This is a genomic window from Halarchaeum salinum, assembly GCF_039520965.1.
Taxonomy (GTDB): Archaea; Halobacteriota; Halobacteria; order Halobacteriales; family Halobacteriaceae; genus Halarchaeum; species Halarchaeum salinum.
The window spans coordinates 1-16,302 of record NZ_BAAABL010000043.1; the positions used below are offsets into that span (position 1 = coordinate 1).

General features: G+C 58.9%; 17 protein-coding genes and 5 pseudogenes. 14 read left to right on the forward strand and 8 right to left on the reverse strand.

The annotated features are described in order from the left end of the window. Nucleotides 1-58 precede the first annotated feature (58 nt). A pseudogene (locus ABDZ36_RS07770) lies at nucleotides 59-139 on the reverse strand (IS200/IS605 family transposase); the annotation flags it as partial. A gap of 107 nt (nucleotides 140-246) precedes the next feature. On the opposite strand from ABDZ36_RS07770, the gene ABDZ36_RS07775 reads away from it, so the two are divergent. The 4 genes from ABDZ36_RS07775 (at nucleotide 247) to ABDZ36_RS07790 (ending at nucleotide 3,426) form a co-directional block, all read left to right on the forward strand. After that, nucleotides 247-1,296, forward strand: coding sequence for a CNNM domain-containing protein (locus ABDZ36_RS07775; RefSeq protein WP_211313499.1), 1,050 nt, complete (start codon nucleotides 247-249; stop codon nucleotides 1,294-1,296). Between the two features lie 186 nt (nucleotides 1,297-1,482). Next, nucleotides 1,483-2,295 carry a hypothetical protein gene (locus ABDZ36_RS07780; RefSeq protein WP_211313498.1) on the forward strand — a complete coding sequence of 271 codons (813 nt, stop codon included), beginning with the start codon at nucleotides 1,483-1,485 and terminating at the stop codon, nucleotides 2,293-2,295. A 412-nt stretch (nucleotides 2,296-2,707) separates the two neighbouring features. Next, on the forward strand, nucleotides 2,708-3,079 hold the full coding sequence (locus ABDZ36_RS07785) for a MarR family transcriptional regulator (RefSeq protein WP_211313497.1): 372 nt from the start codon (nucleotides 2,708-2,710) through the stop codon (nucleotides 3,077-3,079). Continuing rightward, nucleotides 3,076-3,426, forward strand: a complete 351-nt coding sequence (locus ABDZ36_RS07790) for a type II toxin-antitoxin system PemK/MazF family toxin (RefSeq protein ID WP_211313496.1) — start codon at nucleotides 3,076-3,078, stop codon at nucleotides 3,424-3,426. The genes ABDZ36_RS07785 and ABDZ36_RS07790 overlap by 4 nt, the downstream gene beginning before the upstream one ends. Before the next feature lie 119 nt (nucleotides 3,427-3,545). Here ABDZ36_RS07790 and sugE read toward each other — a convergent pair whose 3' ends face one another. Continuing rightward, nucleotides 3,546-3,869: a quaternary ammonium compound efflux SMR transporter SugE gene (sugE, locus tag ABDZ36_RS07795; RefSeq protein ID WP_211313495.1), complete on the reverse strand. Its 324-nt coding sequence runs from the start codon at nucleotides 3,867-3,869 to the stop codon at nucleotides 3,546-3,548. 248 nt (nucleotides 3,870-4,117) lie between these two features. Between sugE and ABDZ36_RS07800 the strand changes: the two genes are divergently transcribed. The 3 genes from ABDZ36_RS07800 (at nucleotide 4,118) to ABDZ36_RS07810 (ending at nucleotide 8,407) form a co-directional block, all read left to right on the forward strand. After that, entirely contained in the window at nucleotides 4,118-4,753 is a 636-nt protein-coding gene (locus tag ABDZ36_RS07800; RefSeq protein WP_211313494.1) for an IS6 family transposase, read from the forward strand. Between the two features lie 174 nt (nucleotides 4,754-4,927). Beyond that, complete coding sequence (locus ABDZ36_RS07805) at nucleotides 4,928-6,040, forward strand: DoxX family protein (protein ID WP_211313493.1); 1,113 nt, start codon at nucleotides 4,928-4,930, stop codon at nucleotides 6,038-6,040. Nucleotides 6,041-6,184: 144 nt separating this feature from the next. Next, the gene (locus tag ABDZ36_RS07810) at nucleotides 6,185-8,407 is read left to right on the forward strand and encodes an amino acid permease (protein WP_211313492.1); all 2,223 of its coding nucleotides are present in this window, start codon (nucleotides 6,185-6,187) and stop codon (nucleotides 8,405-8,407) included. A gap of 249 nt (nucleotides 8,408-8,656) precedes the next feature. On the opposite strand, the gene ABDZ36_RS07815 is transcribed toward ABDZ36_RS07810, so the two are convergent. Further along, a complete protein-coding gene (locus ABDZ36_RS07815; protein WP_211313491.1) occupies nucleotides 8,657-9,352 on the reverse strand; it encodes a hypothetical protein in 696 nt (231 codons plus the stop codon). A gap of 802 nt (nucleotides 9,353-10,154) precedes the next feature. Here ABDZ36_RS07815 and ABDZ36_RS07820 point away from each other — a divergent pair. The 6 genes from ABDZ36_RS07820 to ABDZ36_RS07840 all read left to right on the forward strand — a co-directional run bounded on the left by ABDZ36_RS07820 (nucleotide 10,155) and on the right by ABDZ36_RS07840 (nucleotide 13,187). Continuing rightward, complete coding sequence (locus tag ABDZ36_RS07820; protein ID WP_211313490.1) at nucleotides 10,155-10,808, forward strand: phage NrS-1 polymerase family protein; 654 nt, start codon at nucleotides 10,155-10,157, stop codon at nucleotides 10,806-10,808. Nucleotides 10,809-11,084: 276 nt separating this feature from the next. Beyond that, nucleotides 11,085-11,396, forward strand: a complete 312-nt coding sequence (locus ABDZ36_RS07825; RefSeq protein ID WP_211313489.1) for an AbrB/MazE/SpoVT family DNA-binding domain-containing protein — start codon at nucleotides 11,085-11,087, stop codon at nucleotides 11,394-11,396. Continuing rightward, entirely contained in the window at nucleotides 11,393-11,821 is a 429-nt protein-coding gene (locus tag ABDZ36_RS07830; RefSeq protein WP_211313488.1) for a PIN domain-containing protein, read from the forward strand. The genes ABDZ36_RS07825 and ABDZ36_RS07830 overlap by 4 nt, the downstream gene beginning before the upstream one ends. A gap of 170 nt (nucleotides 11,822-11,991) precedes the next feature. Next, entirely contained in the window at nucleotides 11,992-12,570 is a 579-nt protein-coding gene (locus ABDZ36_RS15020) for a DUF8030 family protein (protein ID WP_486187705.1), read from the forward strand. After that, nucleotides 12,545-12,829 (forward strand): HVO_2922 family protein, encoded by a 285-nt coding sequence (locus tag ABDZ36_RS07835; protein WP_211313487.1) that lies wholly within the window; start codon nucleotides 12,545-12,547, stop codon nucleotides 12,827-12,829. The genes ABDZ36_RS15020 and ABDZ36_RS07835 overlap by 26 nt, the downstream gene beginning before the upstream one ends. 97 nt (nucleotides 12,830-12,926) lie before the next feature. Beyond that, a complete protein-coding gene (locus tag ABDZ36_RS07840) occupies nucleotides 12,927-13,187 on the forward strand; it encodes a hypothetical protein (protein ID WP_211313486.1) in 261 nt (86 codons plus the stop codon). Nucleotides 13,188-13,295: 108 nt separating this feature from the next. Here the strand turns inward: ABDZ36_RS07840 and ABDZ36_RS07845 are convergent, their stop codons facing one another. After that, nucleotides 13,296-14,345 (reverse strand): sensor histidine kinase, encoded by a 1,050-nt coding sequence (locus tag ABDZ36_RS07845; RefSeq protein WP_343749269.1) that lies wholly within the window; start codon nucleotides 14,343-14,345, stop codon nucleotides 13,296-13,298. A 257-nt stretch (nucleotides 14,346-14,602) separates the two neighbouring features. Continuing rightward, nucleotides 14,603-14,752: pseudogene (locus ABDZ36_RS07850) on the reverse strand (IS6 family transposase); the annotation flags it as partial. A gap of 236 nt (nucleotides 14,753-14,988) precedes the next feature. Between ABDZ36_RS07850 and ABDZ36_RS07855 the strand changes: the two are divergent. After that, complete coding sequence (locus ABDZ36_RS07855; RefSeq protein WP_211313484.1) at nucleotides 14,989-15,129, forward strand: hypothetical protein; 141 nt, start codon at nucleotides 14,989-14,991, stop codon at nucleotides 15,127-15,129. 37 nt (nucleotides 15,130-15,166) lie between these two features. Here the strand turns inward: ABDZ36_RS07855 and ABDZ36_RS07860 are convergent. The 3 pseudogenes from ABDZ36_RS07860 to ABDZ36_RS07870 form a co-directional block, all read right to left on the reverse strand. Next, a pseudogene (locus tag ABDZ36_RS07860) lies at nucleotides 15,167-15,351 on the reverse strand (CGCGG family putative rSAM-modified RiPP protein); the annotation flags it as partial. Nucleotides 15,352-15,431: 80 nt separating this feature from the next. Beyond that, a pseudogene (locus tag ABDZ36_RS07865) lies at nucleotides 15,432-16,007 on the reverse strand (cbb3-type cytochrome c oxidase subunit I); the annotation flags it as partial. A 52-nt stretch (nucleotides 16,008-16,059) separates the two neighbouring features. After that, nucleotides 16,060-16,224 (reverse strand): annotated as a pseudogene (locus ABDZ36_RS07870) (RNA-guided endonuclease TnpB family protein); the annotation flags it as partial. Nucleotides 16,225-16,302 lie beyond the last annotated feature (78 nt).

Here is a 16,302-nt window from a genome sequence, read left to right on the forward strand (position 1 = left end):
GAATCTCTCCGCTTCAACTCCTTTGATTTAGCGCCCCACCCCGACGCCGTCTAGTGATTCAACACAGCCGGTCAACCACTTCTTCCGACACCGCTCCTGTTGTTCCCACATAATATCTGACCTTCCAGAACCCGCCACCCAACCTTGCGGTGCGGGAAGCTCCGGTGTTTACGCCAGGGGTGTCACCCCAAATCTATTATCCTCAACCATCGGGATATTTACCTCACCCCTTGGTAGAACGTGGATATGACACCGCTGGAGGTTAGCCTTCGGCTACTCGCGGGATTAGGACTCATCCTGGCGAATGGCTTCTTCGTCGCGATCGAGTTCGCGTTAACGCGTGCCCGTCAGTTCAGCGAGGCGGAGTTTATCGACGGGAACCCCGCGCTCGAACGAGCGTGGGAGATGACGAACAACCTCGAGATCTATCTGACGACGTGCCAGGTCGGGATTACCGCCTCGAGCATCGCCGTCGGGATCGTCGCTGAACCCGCGCTCGCCGCGCTCTTCGAGCCGTACTTCGCCGGTACCGGCCTCGCCTCACTCGGTGCTGGTGCAATCCTCGCGTTCGGTCTCATCAACCTCCTCCACCTCACTCACGGCGAGCAGACGCCGACGTATCTCGGCGTCGAGCGCTCCCGAACTGTCTGTCGATACGGGGCCGCACCGCTCTACTGGTTCAACTGGCTCATCTCCCCGCTCATCACGCTCGGCGATGGGGTCGCGAAGGGGACGCTGAAGCTCTTCGGCGTCGAGATGACGGGCGCATGGCTGGAGACCGAGGAGGACGTCCTCGAGTCGCGCGCCGACCTCCGCAACCGTCTCGACTCCCTCCTCACCCGTGGCGAACTCCCCGAGGAGCGTCGGGAAGAAGTGATGAACGCACTCGACGCGGACGAGCTCGAGATCAGCGAGATCATGGTCCCTGCTGACGACATTATCGCAATATCCGCCTCGACGTCCGTTGAGGAGAACCTCGAGCGCATCCGGAACAGCCCACACACGCGCTTCCCGCTTGTCGGCGAGGATCTGACGGACTTTCACGGCATCGTCTACTCGCCGTCTCTCATCGAACACTACGAAGGGCTCACGGAGGGGACGACGTCGTTCGAGGAGATTGCGGCACCACCCATGACGCTCGCCGCCGACACGAGCGTCAGCGACGCCTTCGACCAATTCCAGGCCGAAGACCAAGAAATTGCACTCGTCCTCCGTGACGGGGAGGTCGTCGGCCTCCTCACCGCGACGGACGCCCTCGAAACCGTCATGGGTAACCTCAAAGACCCACTCGACTGACGAACGCGTTGTCGCTCTTTCCTACCATGCATCCTGACCTCGCCCCAACCACGACTGCTGCGACACCAGTCCTTGACGGCCTGCTTATCGGCTCGCTCGGCCTAGCCACGCTTCTCTTCGTGCTCTCGCTGGCCGCGTACACCCGTCGACGTACCCGCTCCGTACTCCTGCTCGTCGCGTCGTTCGGTGCGCTCTTCGGCTATCGTCCTCGTCGGGAGCGTTGGCCTCGTCGGGTGTCGATGGCCGACGAAGCTGCGCTACGCTGCTCTTGGCCTCCTCCTCAGTGGCTGGTTCCTCTACCCGATCCTCCTCACCGGCTTCCAGCCCGCGTTCAACCCGCTTGGCTACCTCCTCTTCGCCACGCTCGTCGTCGCGGTCAGCTACATCGCGTGGCGTGACTGCCAGCACGCGATCCGAACACTCGTCGCGGACCCGGTCACGCGCCGCTTCGGTGTCGCTGTGAGCGCTCTCACCGCGGTCTTCTTCATGTTCTCGGCGGGTATTCTCATCGCCCTCCCAGACCCGAGCGGCGTCGGTATCACTTGGACAGACTCGTTCGTTCAGACGCTCCCCGTTAAGGACCCGCTCGTCTACTGGCCAACCGTCGAGTTCTGGTTCCCCACTATCCCACTCGGTGGCTACCTCTCCCTCGGAATGATGACGCTAGTCCTGCTTATCCCCTTTCTTGTCGGACTGAACAGCGCTATAGTCGCCTATCAATGGCGCTGTAAGAGCTCGGTCGGCTTCGATGGCACGGCGGGCGCGGCAGCAATCGCCGCGCCGAACGCCTGCTGTTGTTGTGGGCCCGTCCTCGCGCAACTCGCCGTCGTCGCACTCGGACCGAGCGCCGCGATGCCGTTCTACTGGCTCTTCATCGACACAGCGTCACCGCTCGGAGTCCTCTTCTCCACCGGCAGTATCGTACTCTTACTCGGCAACCTCGTCCGATTCTCGGCTGCGCTTGCTCCAACAGAACCGCTACCGGAACACATAGTTTAAGCGACCGATATTAAGAGCGAACTGCGAGCCGGTTCCTTGAGTTTGTTCGCTCGTCGCTGCTCGTGCCATCGTAGCCTCGTGAAGAGGCCGGTGTGAGCAAGTGGTGAGAGGCATCGCTATTGACTCGTTGAGAAAATCATCGGTTTTGCAACGAACTCGGTTTTCCGGTCGGTTCATCGGAGGCCGAACGGGCTCGATCAGGGGAGTAGAGGCATAATTCGTCAAATCGTGGGCCAAATTTCGCGGGTTCTCGTGCACATTCGGAGCGACTGGGGCATCAGTAGTTGAGACTGGTCGTCTCAATGCATACGGTTCTCGAACTCCTTCGCGATGGACAGTGATTTACCTTCAGTAATTTCGTAGCTTTCACACCTAACACTCATTACAGCGGATGACGTACCTCCTTTCAACGATGTCCATCGACCGAGATACCTTCAAGAACACGAGCGAGGACGAACTCGCGGACCTCTCCGTCCCCGATCAAGTCCTCGGATTTCTCGCTGCCAACGAGGATCGAGCGTTCAAGGCGCGCGAAATCGCCTCCCAGATTGGCGTCGACGAGGGTGCGGTCAGCACGGCACTCTCACGGTTGAAGAGCCGAGACCTCGTCGAACACAAGGCAACGTATTGGGCGGTGACCGACGACGAGGAACGTCTCGACGGGTACAGCGGCTACGAACGGGCGACTGCTCTGTTCAACGAGCGATTTGGCGAGGAAGACAAGGAAGCATGGCGCGAGCACGCACCCGAGGAATCCCACCCGAGCGTCGAGGACGAAAAGTGACCGACGAGGAAACCCTGATCTTCGAGCGTGGCGACGTCGTCTACGGAGATGATCCGTACAAAGGTGAGGAAGACGCTCGGCCCTGGCTCATTCTCTCGAACCACGAGGGGCGTCCGTTCCACGGCGACCAGTATATGGCAGTGACGCTGACAACAAAATCCTGGATGGACGGACTAATCGAGATTCCGGAGGAGAGCTGGCGACGTGGTGGGACTCCGGATGAGAGTCGGATCGTTCCGTGGGGAGTCCAATCGATCGACCACGAGGATATCGACTTCTGGCAGGGCCGCCTTGACAGCGATCTCGTCGACGAGGCTGTTGCCGCTCTCGTCGAAGAACTTCAGTAGCGGCTGACTCTGGTATTTTGTTCGGCTGGTATTCAGGTAAAACAGCCGTTAGGTAGATATGCGGGTGTAACAGATACTTGCGTTCAGATTCAGACAAGATGTGCGACAACAATAGCTGTTTAGTGACCGCCCGAAACGGCGTGTAGACCGACGATACCGACGACAATCACGCCGATGAATGATATTCGGGCAAGGGAGGCTGGTTCATCAAAGAGGATGATTCCAAGCGTGGCTGTCCCAACAGCCCCGATACCTGTCCAGACAGCATATGCTGTGCCTATAGGGAGGTCTTTGACGGCCTGTGCCAGCAGTACCATACTGATGATGAGGGCGACAACAGTGCCGACCGTTGGCACTGGTTTCGAGAGTCCGTCCGAATATTCAAGTCCGATTGCCCAGCCGATCTCGAACAAGCCTGCGAGTATTAGGATATACCACGACATTTTATCTCCGCCTACCTATCCAATCTGTCTATAGCTTCTGCTATCCATCGGGTGAGACAGATTTGATCATGACTCACTCGAACAGTTCGTCTGCGAACTTCCGATAGCTTACTTCAGATTCGAGGTCTACGAACGCTACGGAAGTTCGACGCGCTACGAGATGGATGCTCTTCATTCGTTTCACGTCCTCGATAGGCACTGTTCAGATTAGAATTGAAGGATGAGGCGGCCGAATTTCTGAGTGATCTATGCCCGAAATCAGCCGCCTCAGCGGAGGTAGCGACTGCTTCGAGTTAGCGTTTGTGGAGCGAGAAGCGACACCGAACTGGGCGATGAAGCTCGGTATTCGCCTCCACCTCGCAGGACCATCACTTTCGAACACCGTCTCTGAACTTGACAGATTTGGTGTCGACCGTGCACGATCCACCGTACACAACTGGGTGCAGAAGGCCGATCTACAGCCATCCGGGGGCAAAAACCCGGATCACGTCGCAGTTGATGAAACCGTGATCCAGATCAACGACCAGCAATATTGGCTGTATGCTGCTGTCGATCCCAACACGAACAAATTCCATCATGTGAAGCTTGGTACAGCGCAAAACCGCGGTCTGTCAGAGCTCTTCTTTGGCGAGCTTCGCGAGAAACACGACGTCGAAGACGCTGTGTTTCTCGTCGATGGAGCGCCGTGGCTTCAAGAAGCACTCCGCCGCCACGGCCTCCGATTCCAACACGTCACACACGGGAATCGGAATGCCGTTGAACGACTCTACAAAGAGATAAAACGACGAACGAACCAGTTTGCAAATCACTTCCGCCACGCCGACCCAGCAACCGCTGAAACATGGTTGCTCGCACAAGCCTTCTGCCAAAATCAGCTAATCTGAACAATGCCGTCGGGGGGGGAGGGTTATCCTTTTACGTTACATCACAGACACGAATAATGGCCTCCCTGCAGATGAGTAAGACGAGTGCCTCGGAGCGTGATCTCGTGGTCGTTCACGGGAAAACGACCAGAGGTGGGAGACACATGTTTCCGGGAGCCCTCCGTCTAGGGAGGCATGCGCTCGCTTAGACAGCTCTATATCGTCGTCACGGCCGTCGTCGCAGTCCTCCTCACTGCGATGCCGGCCGCCGCTCACGTCGACTACACCACAGAGGGCGACAGTGGGCATGTCGATACTGTCCAGTTCCTCATCGACGTGCTCTCCCAACCGCTTCACGTGGCCCTGCTTGTCGGCGGTGCAGCGGCCGTCGTCGTCGCCGCAATCGCGTATCTGCGATGGCGGCCGCTCCGGCGTGATATTGCGGTGTTCCGTGATGCCGTCACTGACTACGACGACCTCCTGCCGTGGTTGCTACGGTTGGGTTTCGGGCTGCCGCTCGTCGGGGCCGGCTTCACTGGCTACTTCATTAGTCCGGCGATAACGCCCACTGGCTCACTGCTCGCGCCGCTCGCGCGGCTCTTCCAGATCGGGCTTGGGTTCGCGTTACTCTTCGGGCTCGCGACCCGCGTCGCCGCGTTCATCGGCCTGCTCGCCTATTTCGGCGTGCTCCTCTTCCGGCCGGAACTCTTCCTCTCCATGGAGTACGTCGCCGGCTTCATCGTCCTCATCCTTCTGGGGAGCGGCCGCCCAAGCGCTGATACGGTCCTTGAGACCATCGCGGCCGCCGATGGCACGATGTACGGACGAATCGACCCCATCCATCGACTCACCGATGCGTTCCGTGCCCGCGTCGCGCCCTATCGTGCACTTGTGCCGACCATCATCCGTGTCGGCCTTGGGGTTACGTTCATCTATCTCGGCGTTGCCCAGAAACTACTCGCTCCCGGTCCCGCCCTCCAAGTCGTCGCGAAATACAACCTCACCCAGGTCGTTCCCGTCGATCCCGGTCTCTGGGTGCTCGGGGCCGCCCTCGCGGAGATCGCACTCGGTACCGCACTCATCCTCGGCCTGTTCACTCGCGCAGACGCACTCATTGCGCTCTTCATGTTCACACTCACGCTCTTCGGCCTCCCGGACGACCCGGTTCTCGCGCATATCTCCCTCTTCGGCCTCGCGTCCGCCCTCATCATCACTGGCGCCGGCCCGCACGCACTCGATCATTATCTCCCCGGATGGCTTGCTCGCCGCGTCTCCGACGGCACACCCGGAGAGACGACCACGGGCTGACGTCTCTCACTCGGCAAACGAGCCGCCCTTCTCCCTCATCCTTATCTATACACCGCCATGTCTCTAGTGCGGACTATTTTCCCCATGCATACGGATAGGATGGATTACTGATGAATGTCTACGCATTCCTCGGAGGTGGGTGACGTGCCGAAATCCCTTGAACGCGATCTCGGACTGTACGCAACGATCACCATCAGTATCGGTGCGATGATCGGGAGTGGGATCTTCGTCCTGCCGGGTCTCGCCGCGAAGAAGACGGGCCCGAGCGTGATCTTCGCCTACATCCTGGCGGGCTTGGTCGTCCTGCCCGCAGCACTGTCGAAGTCCGAGATGGCCACGGCAATGCCCGACGCAGGCGGAACCTATCTCTACATTGATCGCGCAATGGGGCCTCTTTTCGGAACCATCGCCGGCATCGGCGCGTGGTTCAGTCTCATCTTCAAGAGCGCGTTCGCGCTCGTCGGCCTCGGTGCCTACGTCCTTCTTCTCGTTTCCGTTCCGGGAAGTTATCTCGTCTTACTCAGTCTCGCCCTCGGCGGACTTCTCATCGGTGTGAATATCGCGGGCGTGAAACAGAGCGGACAACTACAAGCGATCATCGTCAGCCTCGTCCTCCTCTCGCTGGTCGTATTCGTTCTCGACGGCATGACGTACGTCGACAGCGCACAACTTCACCCGCTCACCACGCATGGAAGTGGAGGGATTCTTGCCGCGACAGGCTTCGTCTTCGTCTCCTACGCGGGCGTGACGAAAATCGCGAGTGTCGCCGAAGAGGTCGAGAACCCCGGCCGAAACATCCCGATCGCGATGATCGGCTCCGTCGTCGTGATGATGGCTGTCTACGCACTCACCGTCTTCGTCATTGTCGGTGTCTCACCACCGGATGTACTGATGGCCAACGACATGCTCACACCAATGGCGCTCGCCGCCGAGCAGTTCGCCGGCCGCTGGGGCGAACTGATTATGGCTGTTATTGCGGTTTTCGCGCTGACGAGCATGGCGAATGCTGGCATCCTCTCCTCCTCTCGTTTCCCATTCGCGATGAGTCGCGACGACCTCGCCCCACCTCAGTTAGGTGAGGTGAGCGAGCGTTTCAAGACACCTGTCGTCTCTGTCCTCCTTACCGGTGGTCTCCTGCTCGGCCTCATCGCGTTCATCCCGGTTGTGGACTTGGCAAAGCTCGCGAGCGCGTTCAAAATACTCATTTTCACCTTCGTCAACGTCGCGCTCATAGCGTTCCGTGAAAGCGGCCTCGAAAGCTATGACCCAGCGTTCACAGCCCCACTCTACCCGTGGGTACAGCTCTTCGGTATCGTTGGCGGTATCGTTTTACTCACCCAAATGGGGCTTGTCGCCATCGGCGGTGCAGTCGGCATTATCGTCATCGGCGTCGGCTGGTATCTCGGCTATGGCCGCGAGAAAACCGACCGCGGGGGTGCAGCACTCGACGCGGCACGACGATCAGTCGATTCGCGGTCACTCTCTCACGTCGAGCAGGCACTCACGGCAGGTAGCGGCCAGGTTCTCGTCGCAATGGATGAAGAAACCACAGAGCACCGCGAACGCGCACTCCTCCACGTCGCCGCGAGTGTGGCTGCACGACGCGAGGGGGAAGTCCATGCAGTCCGATTCCAGGAAATCCCCGAGCAACTCACGCTCTCCTCAGCGACGGAAATGGACGAATCGGACCGAGAGTTCGAGCAGCAGACCGGCGCCCTAGCGAGCGACCTCCCCGCTCCGGTCCATCCACACGAGATCGTCAGTCACGACGTGAAGCGTGCAGTCATCAACTACGCCGCGGAGATGGAGGCGGACTTAATCCTCGGGGGGTGGAAGCCTGACCACTACCACGCAGAACTGCTCGGGAGCGACGTCGACTACTTCATGGAGCACGCGCCCTGTGATACAGTCTTCCTCCGGGACCGTGGCTTGGAGTCAGTCGATGAAGTCGCCGTTCTCACGCGCCGCGGCTTCCATCGCCCGCTGAAGGTCCTTCTCGCGGACGCACTCGCCGTCCAGTATGACGCACAGATCCGGTTCCTCACTGCCGTAGACGAGGACGCCTCCACCGACCACGTCGCAGCGACGGAGACTCACCTCAACGACCTTGAAGCACTCTGTACGGCGACAACGACGAGTGAAGTGGTACGGACGTCGGAGACCATCGCGGGACTTGTGTCCGCCGCCGGGAACGCAGACGTAGCAGTCATCGGCACCGTCGCGAGCTCCCGGATGCGCGAGATCGCACTCGGCGACCCCGCAACCGAACTCAGCGATCGCCTTCGCGCGACCGTCCTCCTCGCTCACCCCCACGAGCTAAAGCGCCAAGGAATTCTTCGGGCGCTCATCACACGCATCCTGTTCTAACGCACGGGGGAGTACTCACGTCTCCTCGCCTATCTAGTGGCACGTAGTTGCACGCCACGATGACGTCGATGATGGGCGCGACGACGGCAGTCACGGAGTACGAGGGGGTAGCACGTTACTCACAGTGAGCGCGACCGTGTGAACGCGAGACAGGTCGCAGTACATGTTGCTGACCAACCAGACTGAGCCCTCACTCGGCCGATCGCTCTCCGACGTTGTGGTGGTGAATTCGGCCCATTGTGAGCCCGTTTACGCCGTGGTTTCGACGGCGATTGGCCAAGTAAATTCTTGGTTAGCGTCCTCTGACCAGCGAATTTCAGTGGTTGCAGCGAGCGTTTGTGCTGTCGTCTGCGCACCTGACCAGTAGGGATGATATTCACCACCGTCGCCGATCCGCGTCGCTGGATCGACACTAACCGCTCCAGCAGCTAACGGCATCGTCGCCTCGAGCGTTTGAGCGTCGAGTCGCCCGCTCGCAATCTCGTAATTATCGACGGCGGTCGCGTGGTACTCCTGCGCCGGCGAGTAGATACCAAGCTTCTCGGCTGCCGAAAGCCGAACCCCCGTCTCAAGGCGACGGATAGTCCTCCCAGCTGCCGGGTCGAAGCCACTCCAGAGCCAGACCTGCGACGACTCGAGACCGCCGGGACTCTCCGGTAATCGATAAAGCACCAAGATATGCTCTGACTGCATACCGTCGAAATGCTCAAGAACGGTCTTCCACGCGCCCTGAAACGCAAGTTCGTGCTCGGGCTCAGCTTTGCGGTGCCCCCAGATACCACCTGCCCCATACTCATCGTGACTGTCTTCGGCTACTTTTCGAAACGCAGACTCCGACAGTTCGCTCGTTCTAGGATTGACTGTGGTCTCCTTCTTGACGACGTTTCGCTCAGCGTCGAACGTACTACAGCCTGCACTCACCGTGGTAATCCCAGCTCCGACCATTCGAAGGACCATTCGCCGATTCATACCTATACGTTACTAGATCTCCTAAAAGAGCTTCTGTAGAGTCAAGGAGCGATTGCAGGTACTCCGAATATGACAGCTTTATCCGAGTCTTCAACGCTCAGCTTAGGAACCTGTAGATAAGCAGAATAATTCGTCTTAAATAGCGATATAGACCAGGATTCGTTTCGGTTCTGTGGCGGTCGTGGTGAGTACAAGACCAATCATGCTCGGATATGAATATATCCCCATGGTGGGCACTGTTCAGATTAGAGTTGAAGGATAAGGCGGTACGATTTGCTAGTACTTGATGCCAGAGATCGACCGCTTCACCGGAGATAGTGACTGATTCGAGTTAGATTTTGGGGAGTGAGAGGCGACACCGAGATGGGCGATGAGACTCGATATTCATCTCCACCTCAAAGAACCATCAATTCCAGATACTATCCCTAAACCTACGTACACAATCGGATACAGAAGCCGGTCTTCAGCCATCCGAGGTCAAAAGTCCGGGTTTCGTCATAGCTGACGAAACCGGGATCCAGACTAATGACCAGCGCTACTGGTTGTACGCTGCTTCCGATCCCGGCAAACGGATTTCTCTACATCAAGCCCAATATAGCACAAAACCCGGCCTTTCTGAACTCTTCTTCTATGAACTCCGTGAGAAATACGACGTCTCCGACGCCGTGTTTCTCGTTGATGGAGCGCTATGTTTTCAAGAACTGGCGACCACGTTTCGGAGACACCGACGCGGATTGCGCGCCGGTGGGGTGCCCTGCGGGGAATTCATCGGGGGTACGTGCAGCCGGAGGACAAGGACGCCTCGGCGGACGACGGCGCGACAGCAGGTTCGGCGGGAGACGCGACGGCGGCGAGTGATGTCGAGCTTGAGGAAGAGGAGTTGGTGGAGAAGGCGATGGGGGCGTCGAATGGGGCGAAGCTCGAGTGGTTGTGGAACGGCCGCCTCGGAGGCTACGACAGCCAGTCGGAGGCGGATATGGCGTTCTGGACGGGTGGCGACCAGGCGCAGATGGATCGGTTGTTCCGAGAGTCGGGGCTGCTGCGTGAGAAGTGGGATGAGGTCCACTACGTGGATGGGTCGACGTATGGGGAGAAGACGATCGAGCGCGCCGTCCAGCAGACCGCTGAGTTCTATGAGCCCGAGAAAGGGCAGACGGACGAGCGAACGGACCGCGACGGCGCGCCGTCGCGTGATGACCGCGGAGAGGCATATCTCAGAGAGAAGAACCGGGTGTTAGCGGACCGCGTCGAAACGCTTGAGGAGCGACTCAAGGAGAAGGACGATCAGATCACGGGGTTAGAGGCGACAGTCGAACACCTCGAAAGCGAACTGGAGGCCACACAGACAGAGCCAGCTGATGAAATAGAGTCCAGCGACGAGTCGGAGCCGTCGATGTGGGGCCGAACGAAGAACTGGTTCGAATCGGAGTAGTGGCGCAGTCACTGCTGAGGATGCGTGGTGGCGACCGCAGGGAGGACGACGCCGACAACCGACGTCGGTTTGGTGGATGAGGGCCACTACGCCGATAGATTGTCGTTTTGGGGATGACCCAATGAGAGCGGCGTCAGAGACGGTTTCTTCGTGGAGCTACACGAAGCAGTTGTTTGGCTCCGGTCTGGGTTACTCCGCTGTAGATTGCTTGTACAGCCGCTAGACTTCTCCAACAGGTTTATGTATGAATGGGATAAAGTAATGAATTAATTGAGTATGAGTAAGGCTGAGTCTGAAAAAGTTGTCTCGGTGTCGTCTCGCGGACAGGCAACGATTCCGAAAGAGTTCCGGGAGGAATTAGGAATCGATACACCGGGCCGGGTAAAATTCGTCCGCACCGACGATGGAGAGGTCATCGTTCGACCCATTCAGTCAGCCACGGACCTTCGCGGCATCCTGAAAGGGAAGACCGACGAGCAGGGGCGCTCGGCAGTCGAACGGCTTCGTGAGGACCGAAAACAGGACAAAGCCAGTGATGAGGAGTTGCGCCAGCGGTACGTCAATCGCGAAGATGAGGACACGGAATGACAGCGGCACATGATCATCCCGATACGATCGTTTTCGACACGGAACCTCTGATTGCGTACTTCTGTGATGAGTCAGGCAGTGACACCGTCGAAACCTACATCGAAGCCGTGGAAGGATCGGCTGATGGGTATATTTCCGCGATCAACCTCGCCGAGGTCCATTACGTCGTCCGCGCAATCGACGGTGAAGAACGCGCTGACGCCATCATTGATGCCCTTGAAGAAACCGGGATCCGTCGAGTCGATACTGAGGAGACGTGGCCCAGTGCAGCCGACTTCAAATTCCGCTATTCGCCAGCACTCGGCGATGCGTTTGCGCTTGCAACCGCGGCACACGTCGATGGAATGCTCCTCGTCGGTGCTGATGACGATTATGACGATGTTGACGACGTCTCGATGACGCGCTTCCGAACAGACCCAGCGTAGCACCCACTCCGATCGGAGCGCGATTGCGCTTCCTTGACCACCTCTTACATCTGAAAACACGAGTGCGCGCTCGCACTCGGCCTCAGACACCCTGAGACGGCTCCCGCCGGTAGGTTTATCGACCCCCCTCTGAGAGGTAGAGGGGGTTCGCGAGCCCCTCACAGTCACCTATGTCCGAACACGACCAGCGACACGGAGCGCGGCGTCCCGACGCGGAATTGGACACTGAGCAGCGCCCACGAACACCACTCCAACTCCATGTGCCCAACGACGTCAGCGAGTTCGCGATCCGGCGATTCGTCGAAGGGATAATCTCCGAATTGAAGCGTTCTCCTGTTGGCGTGGAGTACACGTCGACGATACTCCTCGGGACGAAGCGAACACAGTACATCGCGCAAGGGTCCGGGACGATGTTCCAGAAGCGACTGTATGTCCACGCCTCGGGTGGCTGGAGACGCCCATCCGACAGCTCACCGTTCAGGACGAACTCGTCGCCCGACTCACGCTTGATCGATCAGTTGAGGACGGCCAGTGGGCGCGACGCCGCGATCACTGTCGGGTTCGCCCCGTCGACGTCCTTCGTAGTCGCTAGTATTCGTCCTAGAAGTTCGTCATCCTGCCCTCGGTGTGATTGCCTGAACTTTCAGTTGGGAGCGGTCTCCCTGACTCGCTGTAGACCGCCCGTGGGCTGGATTTATTGGGTTCGGGGCCGCAGCCGGCTGTATGGTTCCGAGCGACGACACGGCTGATGTTGGACCGGCTCCCGAAACTGACGCCTCGGATCTCGCCGTCGTCGCGGCGGCTGAGACGGAGCCGTCTGGCACGCGCTTCGAGGTGTATCGCGACGACATCGATGATTGGCGGTGGCGGCTCGTCCACCGGAACGGCAACATCATTGCGGACGGCGGTGAAGGCTACTCTCGGAAAGCCGGCGCGTTAAACGGCATTCAGAGCGTCAAGCAGAACGCAGCCGATGCGCCCATCTTTCGAACGGAGGACGACCGCTAAGCAACCGCCAGCGTAGTGGGATCGCTGTACGGCGGTGGGCGAGGGGAAGGTTCACAAGCGCCCGAATCGTAGCTGGAGGAACGAACGCCACGTCCCAATGACGCGATTCTCCGATCCGTCCGACCCTCGACCCCCACTCCCAGACTGGGTACAGGAGGCCTACGGGATCCTCGTGGATGCAGCAGATGAACCGCACAGCGAGTTCTCCTACGAGGAAGCGTATGCGCTCCTTGATGAGGCGGATACATTCTCGGCGGAACACAGCGATAGCGAATACGCCGTCGAGCGCCTACTCAATCGTGGCTATCTCTATGAAGCCGATGGCACACTCCGCATCACTGAAACAACCCTCGACTAGGCAGACGTCGTTCTGTTGCGATTTCGGCGGCTCACAGGAGTTGGAACGATTCCATAGGTACGGTTGCGCTACTGGACGCTAAGTGCAGAGGCTGTAGTTCTTGGAACCTCAATTCGACTCGGATACGGGGTGAATACCAGAGGCTTCGAACCTCGCGCCACCAGTTGCCCCGTTCGAGGCAGTGATCGCCCAGCCATGGCCCTCGATGATTGTTTGGACGATCGCCAGTCCAAGGCCATATCCATTCTGTGAATCAGACGTGAAACCAGGAGTGAAGACGTTTTCTACCTCTCTGTCGGGAAGTCCGGGCCCATCGTCCTCTACGAAGAATCCAACAGTCGAACTCTTCGGCTCCGGCAGACAGCCAACTCGCACCGTCACCGCTGGCCCGGCGTGGTCGATGGCGTTGATGAACAGGTTCTCGAATACCCGACGAAGCAGGCCAACCTCTGCTTCGAACGTGAATGAGTCTTCGACGCGAAGTGACGCCTCCTCATTCATGTGGTCAAGATTGTTCCAGACAGCCTCTACAATCGTCGCTAATTCGACTGTCTCCCGGTCAGTGGCCTCGAACCCACCCAGCAGTGTCTGTGCATCGTCAATGATCGTACTGGCGCGAGCGCTTGCTGACTGAATCCGTTCAAGCGACTGGTTTGCGATGTCGTCTTCGCATTCTTCCTCGAGTAACTCTGCATAGCCCTTAATGACACTTAGAGGGGTTTGAACGTCATGTGAAATGATGCTCAACGCGTCTTCTGCACGGTTGGCACGTTCACGTGCGGTGAGTGCCGCATCATCAATCTCAGTCACATCGACTAACGAACTCAAGAGCCACCGATCGCTCTCGTAGGTGAAGCCCATTAGGTGGAGGAGAAATCGTCGATCAGGAAAGGTACCGTCGAATGGACAATACTCTGTGACGAGTTCCTCGCTATCCTCCAGTATCGCCTGAATCCCATCTGTGACTGTCGTATTCTTTCCTGGGCTTTGGGATACTTCTGAGGCGAAATCATCACCGGGAGATGTGGGGAGGAAATCCGCGTCGGCTTCTTGGGTTAGTTGGTTCCACTGCTGGTTCGTATCGACGAGTTTCGCTCGCTCATCGAAGATTGCAATGGGGTCGGGGAATTCGTCTAGTGCGGCCGATTTGAGTCCCACCGTGCTACTCATACGCCTATTACCGGTAAGAAGGTATTCAAGGACGACTCATAAATATGATGGCTAGAAGACATTAACTGTCACCGTCGCGTAGATTCGAGGCGAAGGCCCACAGCTCCGGTCGTGGGCGTAGTCACATATCGTCTCGGAACACCCACACTATTACTAGTAGTGGCACTGTCTAGTTCTGGATCTCCTCGATCGGTGACTTTCTATTGAGAGCTTGATGCGGTCTGTGGCGGTTGTAGTCATCGTGTTTAGTTAAGCGAGTTCCACCAGACGGCGAAGGACTGCAACCACGTTTCGGCGGTCGCTGGATCGACGTGGCTGAAACTATTGCTAAACGAGGAAGTACGCCGTTTTATTTCTCGAAAGACGCGTTCGACGGCATTCCGATTTCCGTGACGAACGGCTACTCCACGCACAACGGAAGTTGGATTCCGGCCCGGCCACCGAGTAGTGGCTGGCCAGTACCGTGTCGCATTCCCTCTCGGCCTAAAGGCCGGGATTCCCTGCTTGAATTAAGATGGCTAGCGAATCTGCCCGGGGGCGGCGAGCGCTACGGGCTAGCGGTCCACCAGCTGCGATCACTGCCGGGCTCGCCGTCGCCTCGACGGCGATCGCCGGTGCGAGGGTCGAAGCAATGACCGACCCGGTCGCGACTACCGCTGCGCGAACGCTCGGCCTCGACCCGAGTCTCGGCCCAGCCATCTTGTTCGGCGTCGCTGTTTTCGTCCTGCTCGTCGCGTTCGTCGTCCCCGGACTGTTCGAAGGGAGCGCCTAGGCGTGTTGCTCACCTACTCACTCACCTCCGTCACCGGTTACGCCGCGTGCACGCGGACGACGTGCCCGCCACAGCCGCACTGCTCGACGTACTCGTAGGAATCTGGTCGCCGAACGCGTCCTCAAGCGCGTCGTAGAGGTAGGTTTCGGGGTGGCCACGGGCGGCGTGTGTCACGAGGTTAACGTGGTAGCCGGACGTGGTCTGCCGGACAGCCTCGACAGCTCCGGATTCATGTCGTAACTTGCACACGTTTGCAGACGCACGCGACGGCGAAGAACGGCGTCCCGAACGGGTTCGGGACGTTAGTTGTCGAGGTCGGTTCCGGCGTCAGCGTCCTCGCCGAAGACGCGCCGGGAGATGACCGTGCCGTCGTCCCCCGGTGCGACCGTCGGCTCGCGGCGGACGAAGCGCTTCTTCAGGACGTCGTAGCAGAAGAGCGCGGTGCCGAGGATGAGGAGGCCGTCGCCGGGGAGGCGTACCCAGAAGAGCGTCTGGATGAGGTCCTGACTGTAGAAGGCGAGCGAGCGCGCGGCGTCGTAGTTCGCCGTGAAGACGGTCTTGAGCTGGAGGAACCCGACGGGGATGTCGCCGACGAACACCATCCACGCGAGCCCGACGTTCCACAGCCAGAATGCCCGCCGGAGGTTCGTGTCGTCCCATGCGCCGCGCTTCGTGGTGAACTGCAGGAGGTAGACGGCGAGGCCGAGCGCGAGAAATCCGAACGCGCCGAACATCGACGCGTGAGCGTGCGCGACGGTGAGGAAAGTACCGTGCTCGTAGTAGTTGACGAGCGGGAGGTTGATGAAGAAGCCGAGGACACCCGCGCCGACGAAGTTCCAGACGCCGGAGGCGACGATGAACATGAACGGGAGCGTATGACATCCTCCCCGGCGTGAAGCCGGGGTTTCCTCCGTGGGGGTCTCAGCCGGTCTAAGATTCCCCGGAGGCAACATTCCCGTCACGGTGGACGGTACTCGGGTCTGTGCGCTGTTCTTTGGGACGGTGAGAGCGTGGTGACTCCGACCAACTGTGGTCGTCCCACTCGAACTGCACGGGCCGTGCCATCGGCCTGACTGCCTGTTCTGTGTGCCGTTGACGAGACGCATAGTGGTTCACAGAAGATTTAGGTGTATTCTGAGTTGGTAGGGCAATGACAGGACGAGAGAAAGAGAT

What these genes read in the sequence shown, in the direction of transcription:
- ABDZ36_RS07775 (WP_211313499.1), top strand. Translation starts at nt 247, where the DNA reads ATGACACCGCTGGAGGTTAGCCTTCGGCTACTCGCGGGATTAGGACTC.
- ABDZ36_RS07800 (WP_211313494.1), top strand. Translation starts at nt 4,118, where the DNA reads ATGCCCGAAATCAGCCGCCTCAGCGGAGGTAGCGACTGCTTCGAGTTA.
- ABDZ36_RS07840 (WP_211313486.1), top strand. Translation starts at nt 12,927, where the DNA reads ATGACGCGATTCTCCGATCCGTCCGACCCTCGACCCCCACTCCCAGAC.
- sugE (WP_211313495.1), bottom strand. Translation starts at nt 3,869, where the DNA reads ATGTCGTGGTATATCCTAATACTCGCAGGCTTGTTCGAGATCGGCTGG.
- ABDZ36_RS07825 (WP_211313489.1), top strand. Translation starts at nt 11,085, where the DNA reads ATGAGTAAGGCTGAGTCTGAAAAAGTTGTCTCGGTGTCGTCTCGCGGA.
- ABDZ36_RS07805 (WP_211313493.1), top strand. Translation starts at nt 4,928, where the DNA reads ATGCGCTCGCTTAGACAGCTCTATATCGTCGTCACGGCCGTCGTCGCA.
- ABDZ36_RS07855 (WP_211313484.1), top strand. Translation starts at nt 14,989, where the DNA reads ATGACCGACCCGGTCGCGACTACCGCTGCGCGAACGCTCGGCCTCGAC.
- ABDZ36_RS07815 (WP_211313491.1), bottom strand. Translation starts at nt 9,352, where the DNA reads ATGGTCGGAGCTGGGATTACCACGGTGAGTGCAGGCTGTAGTACGTTC.
- ABDZ36_RS07835 (WP_211313487.1), top strand. Translation starts at nt 12,545, where the DNA reads ATGGTTCCGAGCGACGACACGGCTGATGTTGGACCGGCTCCCGAAACT.
- ABDZ36_RS07785 (WP_211313497.1), top strand. Translation starts at nt 2,708, where the DNA reads ATGTCCATCGACCGAGATACCTTCAAGAACACGAGCGAGGACGAACTC.
- ABDZ36_RS07830 (WP_211313488.1), top strand. Translation starts at nt 11,393, where the DNA reads ATGACAGCGGCACATGATCATCCCGATACGATCGTTTTCGACACGGAA.
- ABDZ36_RS15020 (WP_486187705.1), top strand. Translation starts at nt 11,992, where the DNA reads ATGTCCGAACACGACCAGCGACACGGAGCGCGGCGTCCCGACGCGGAA.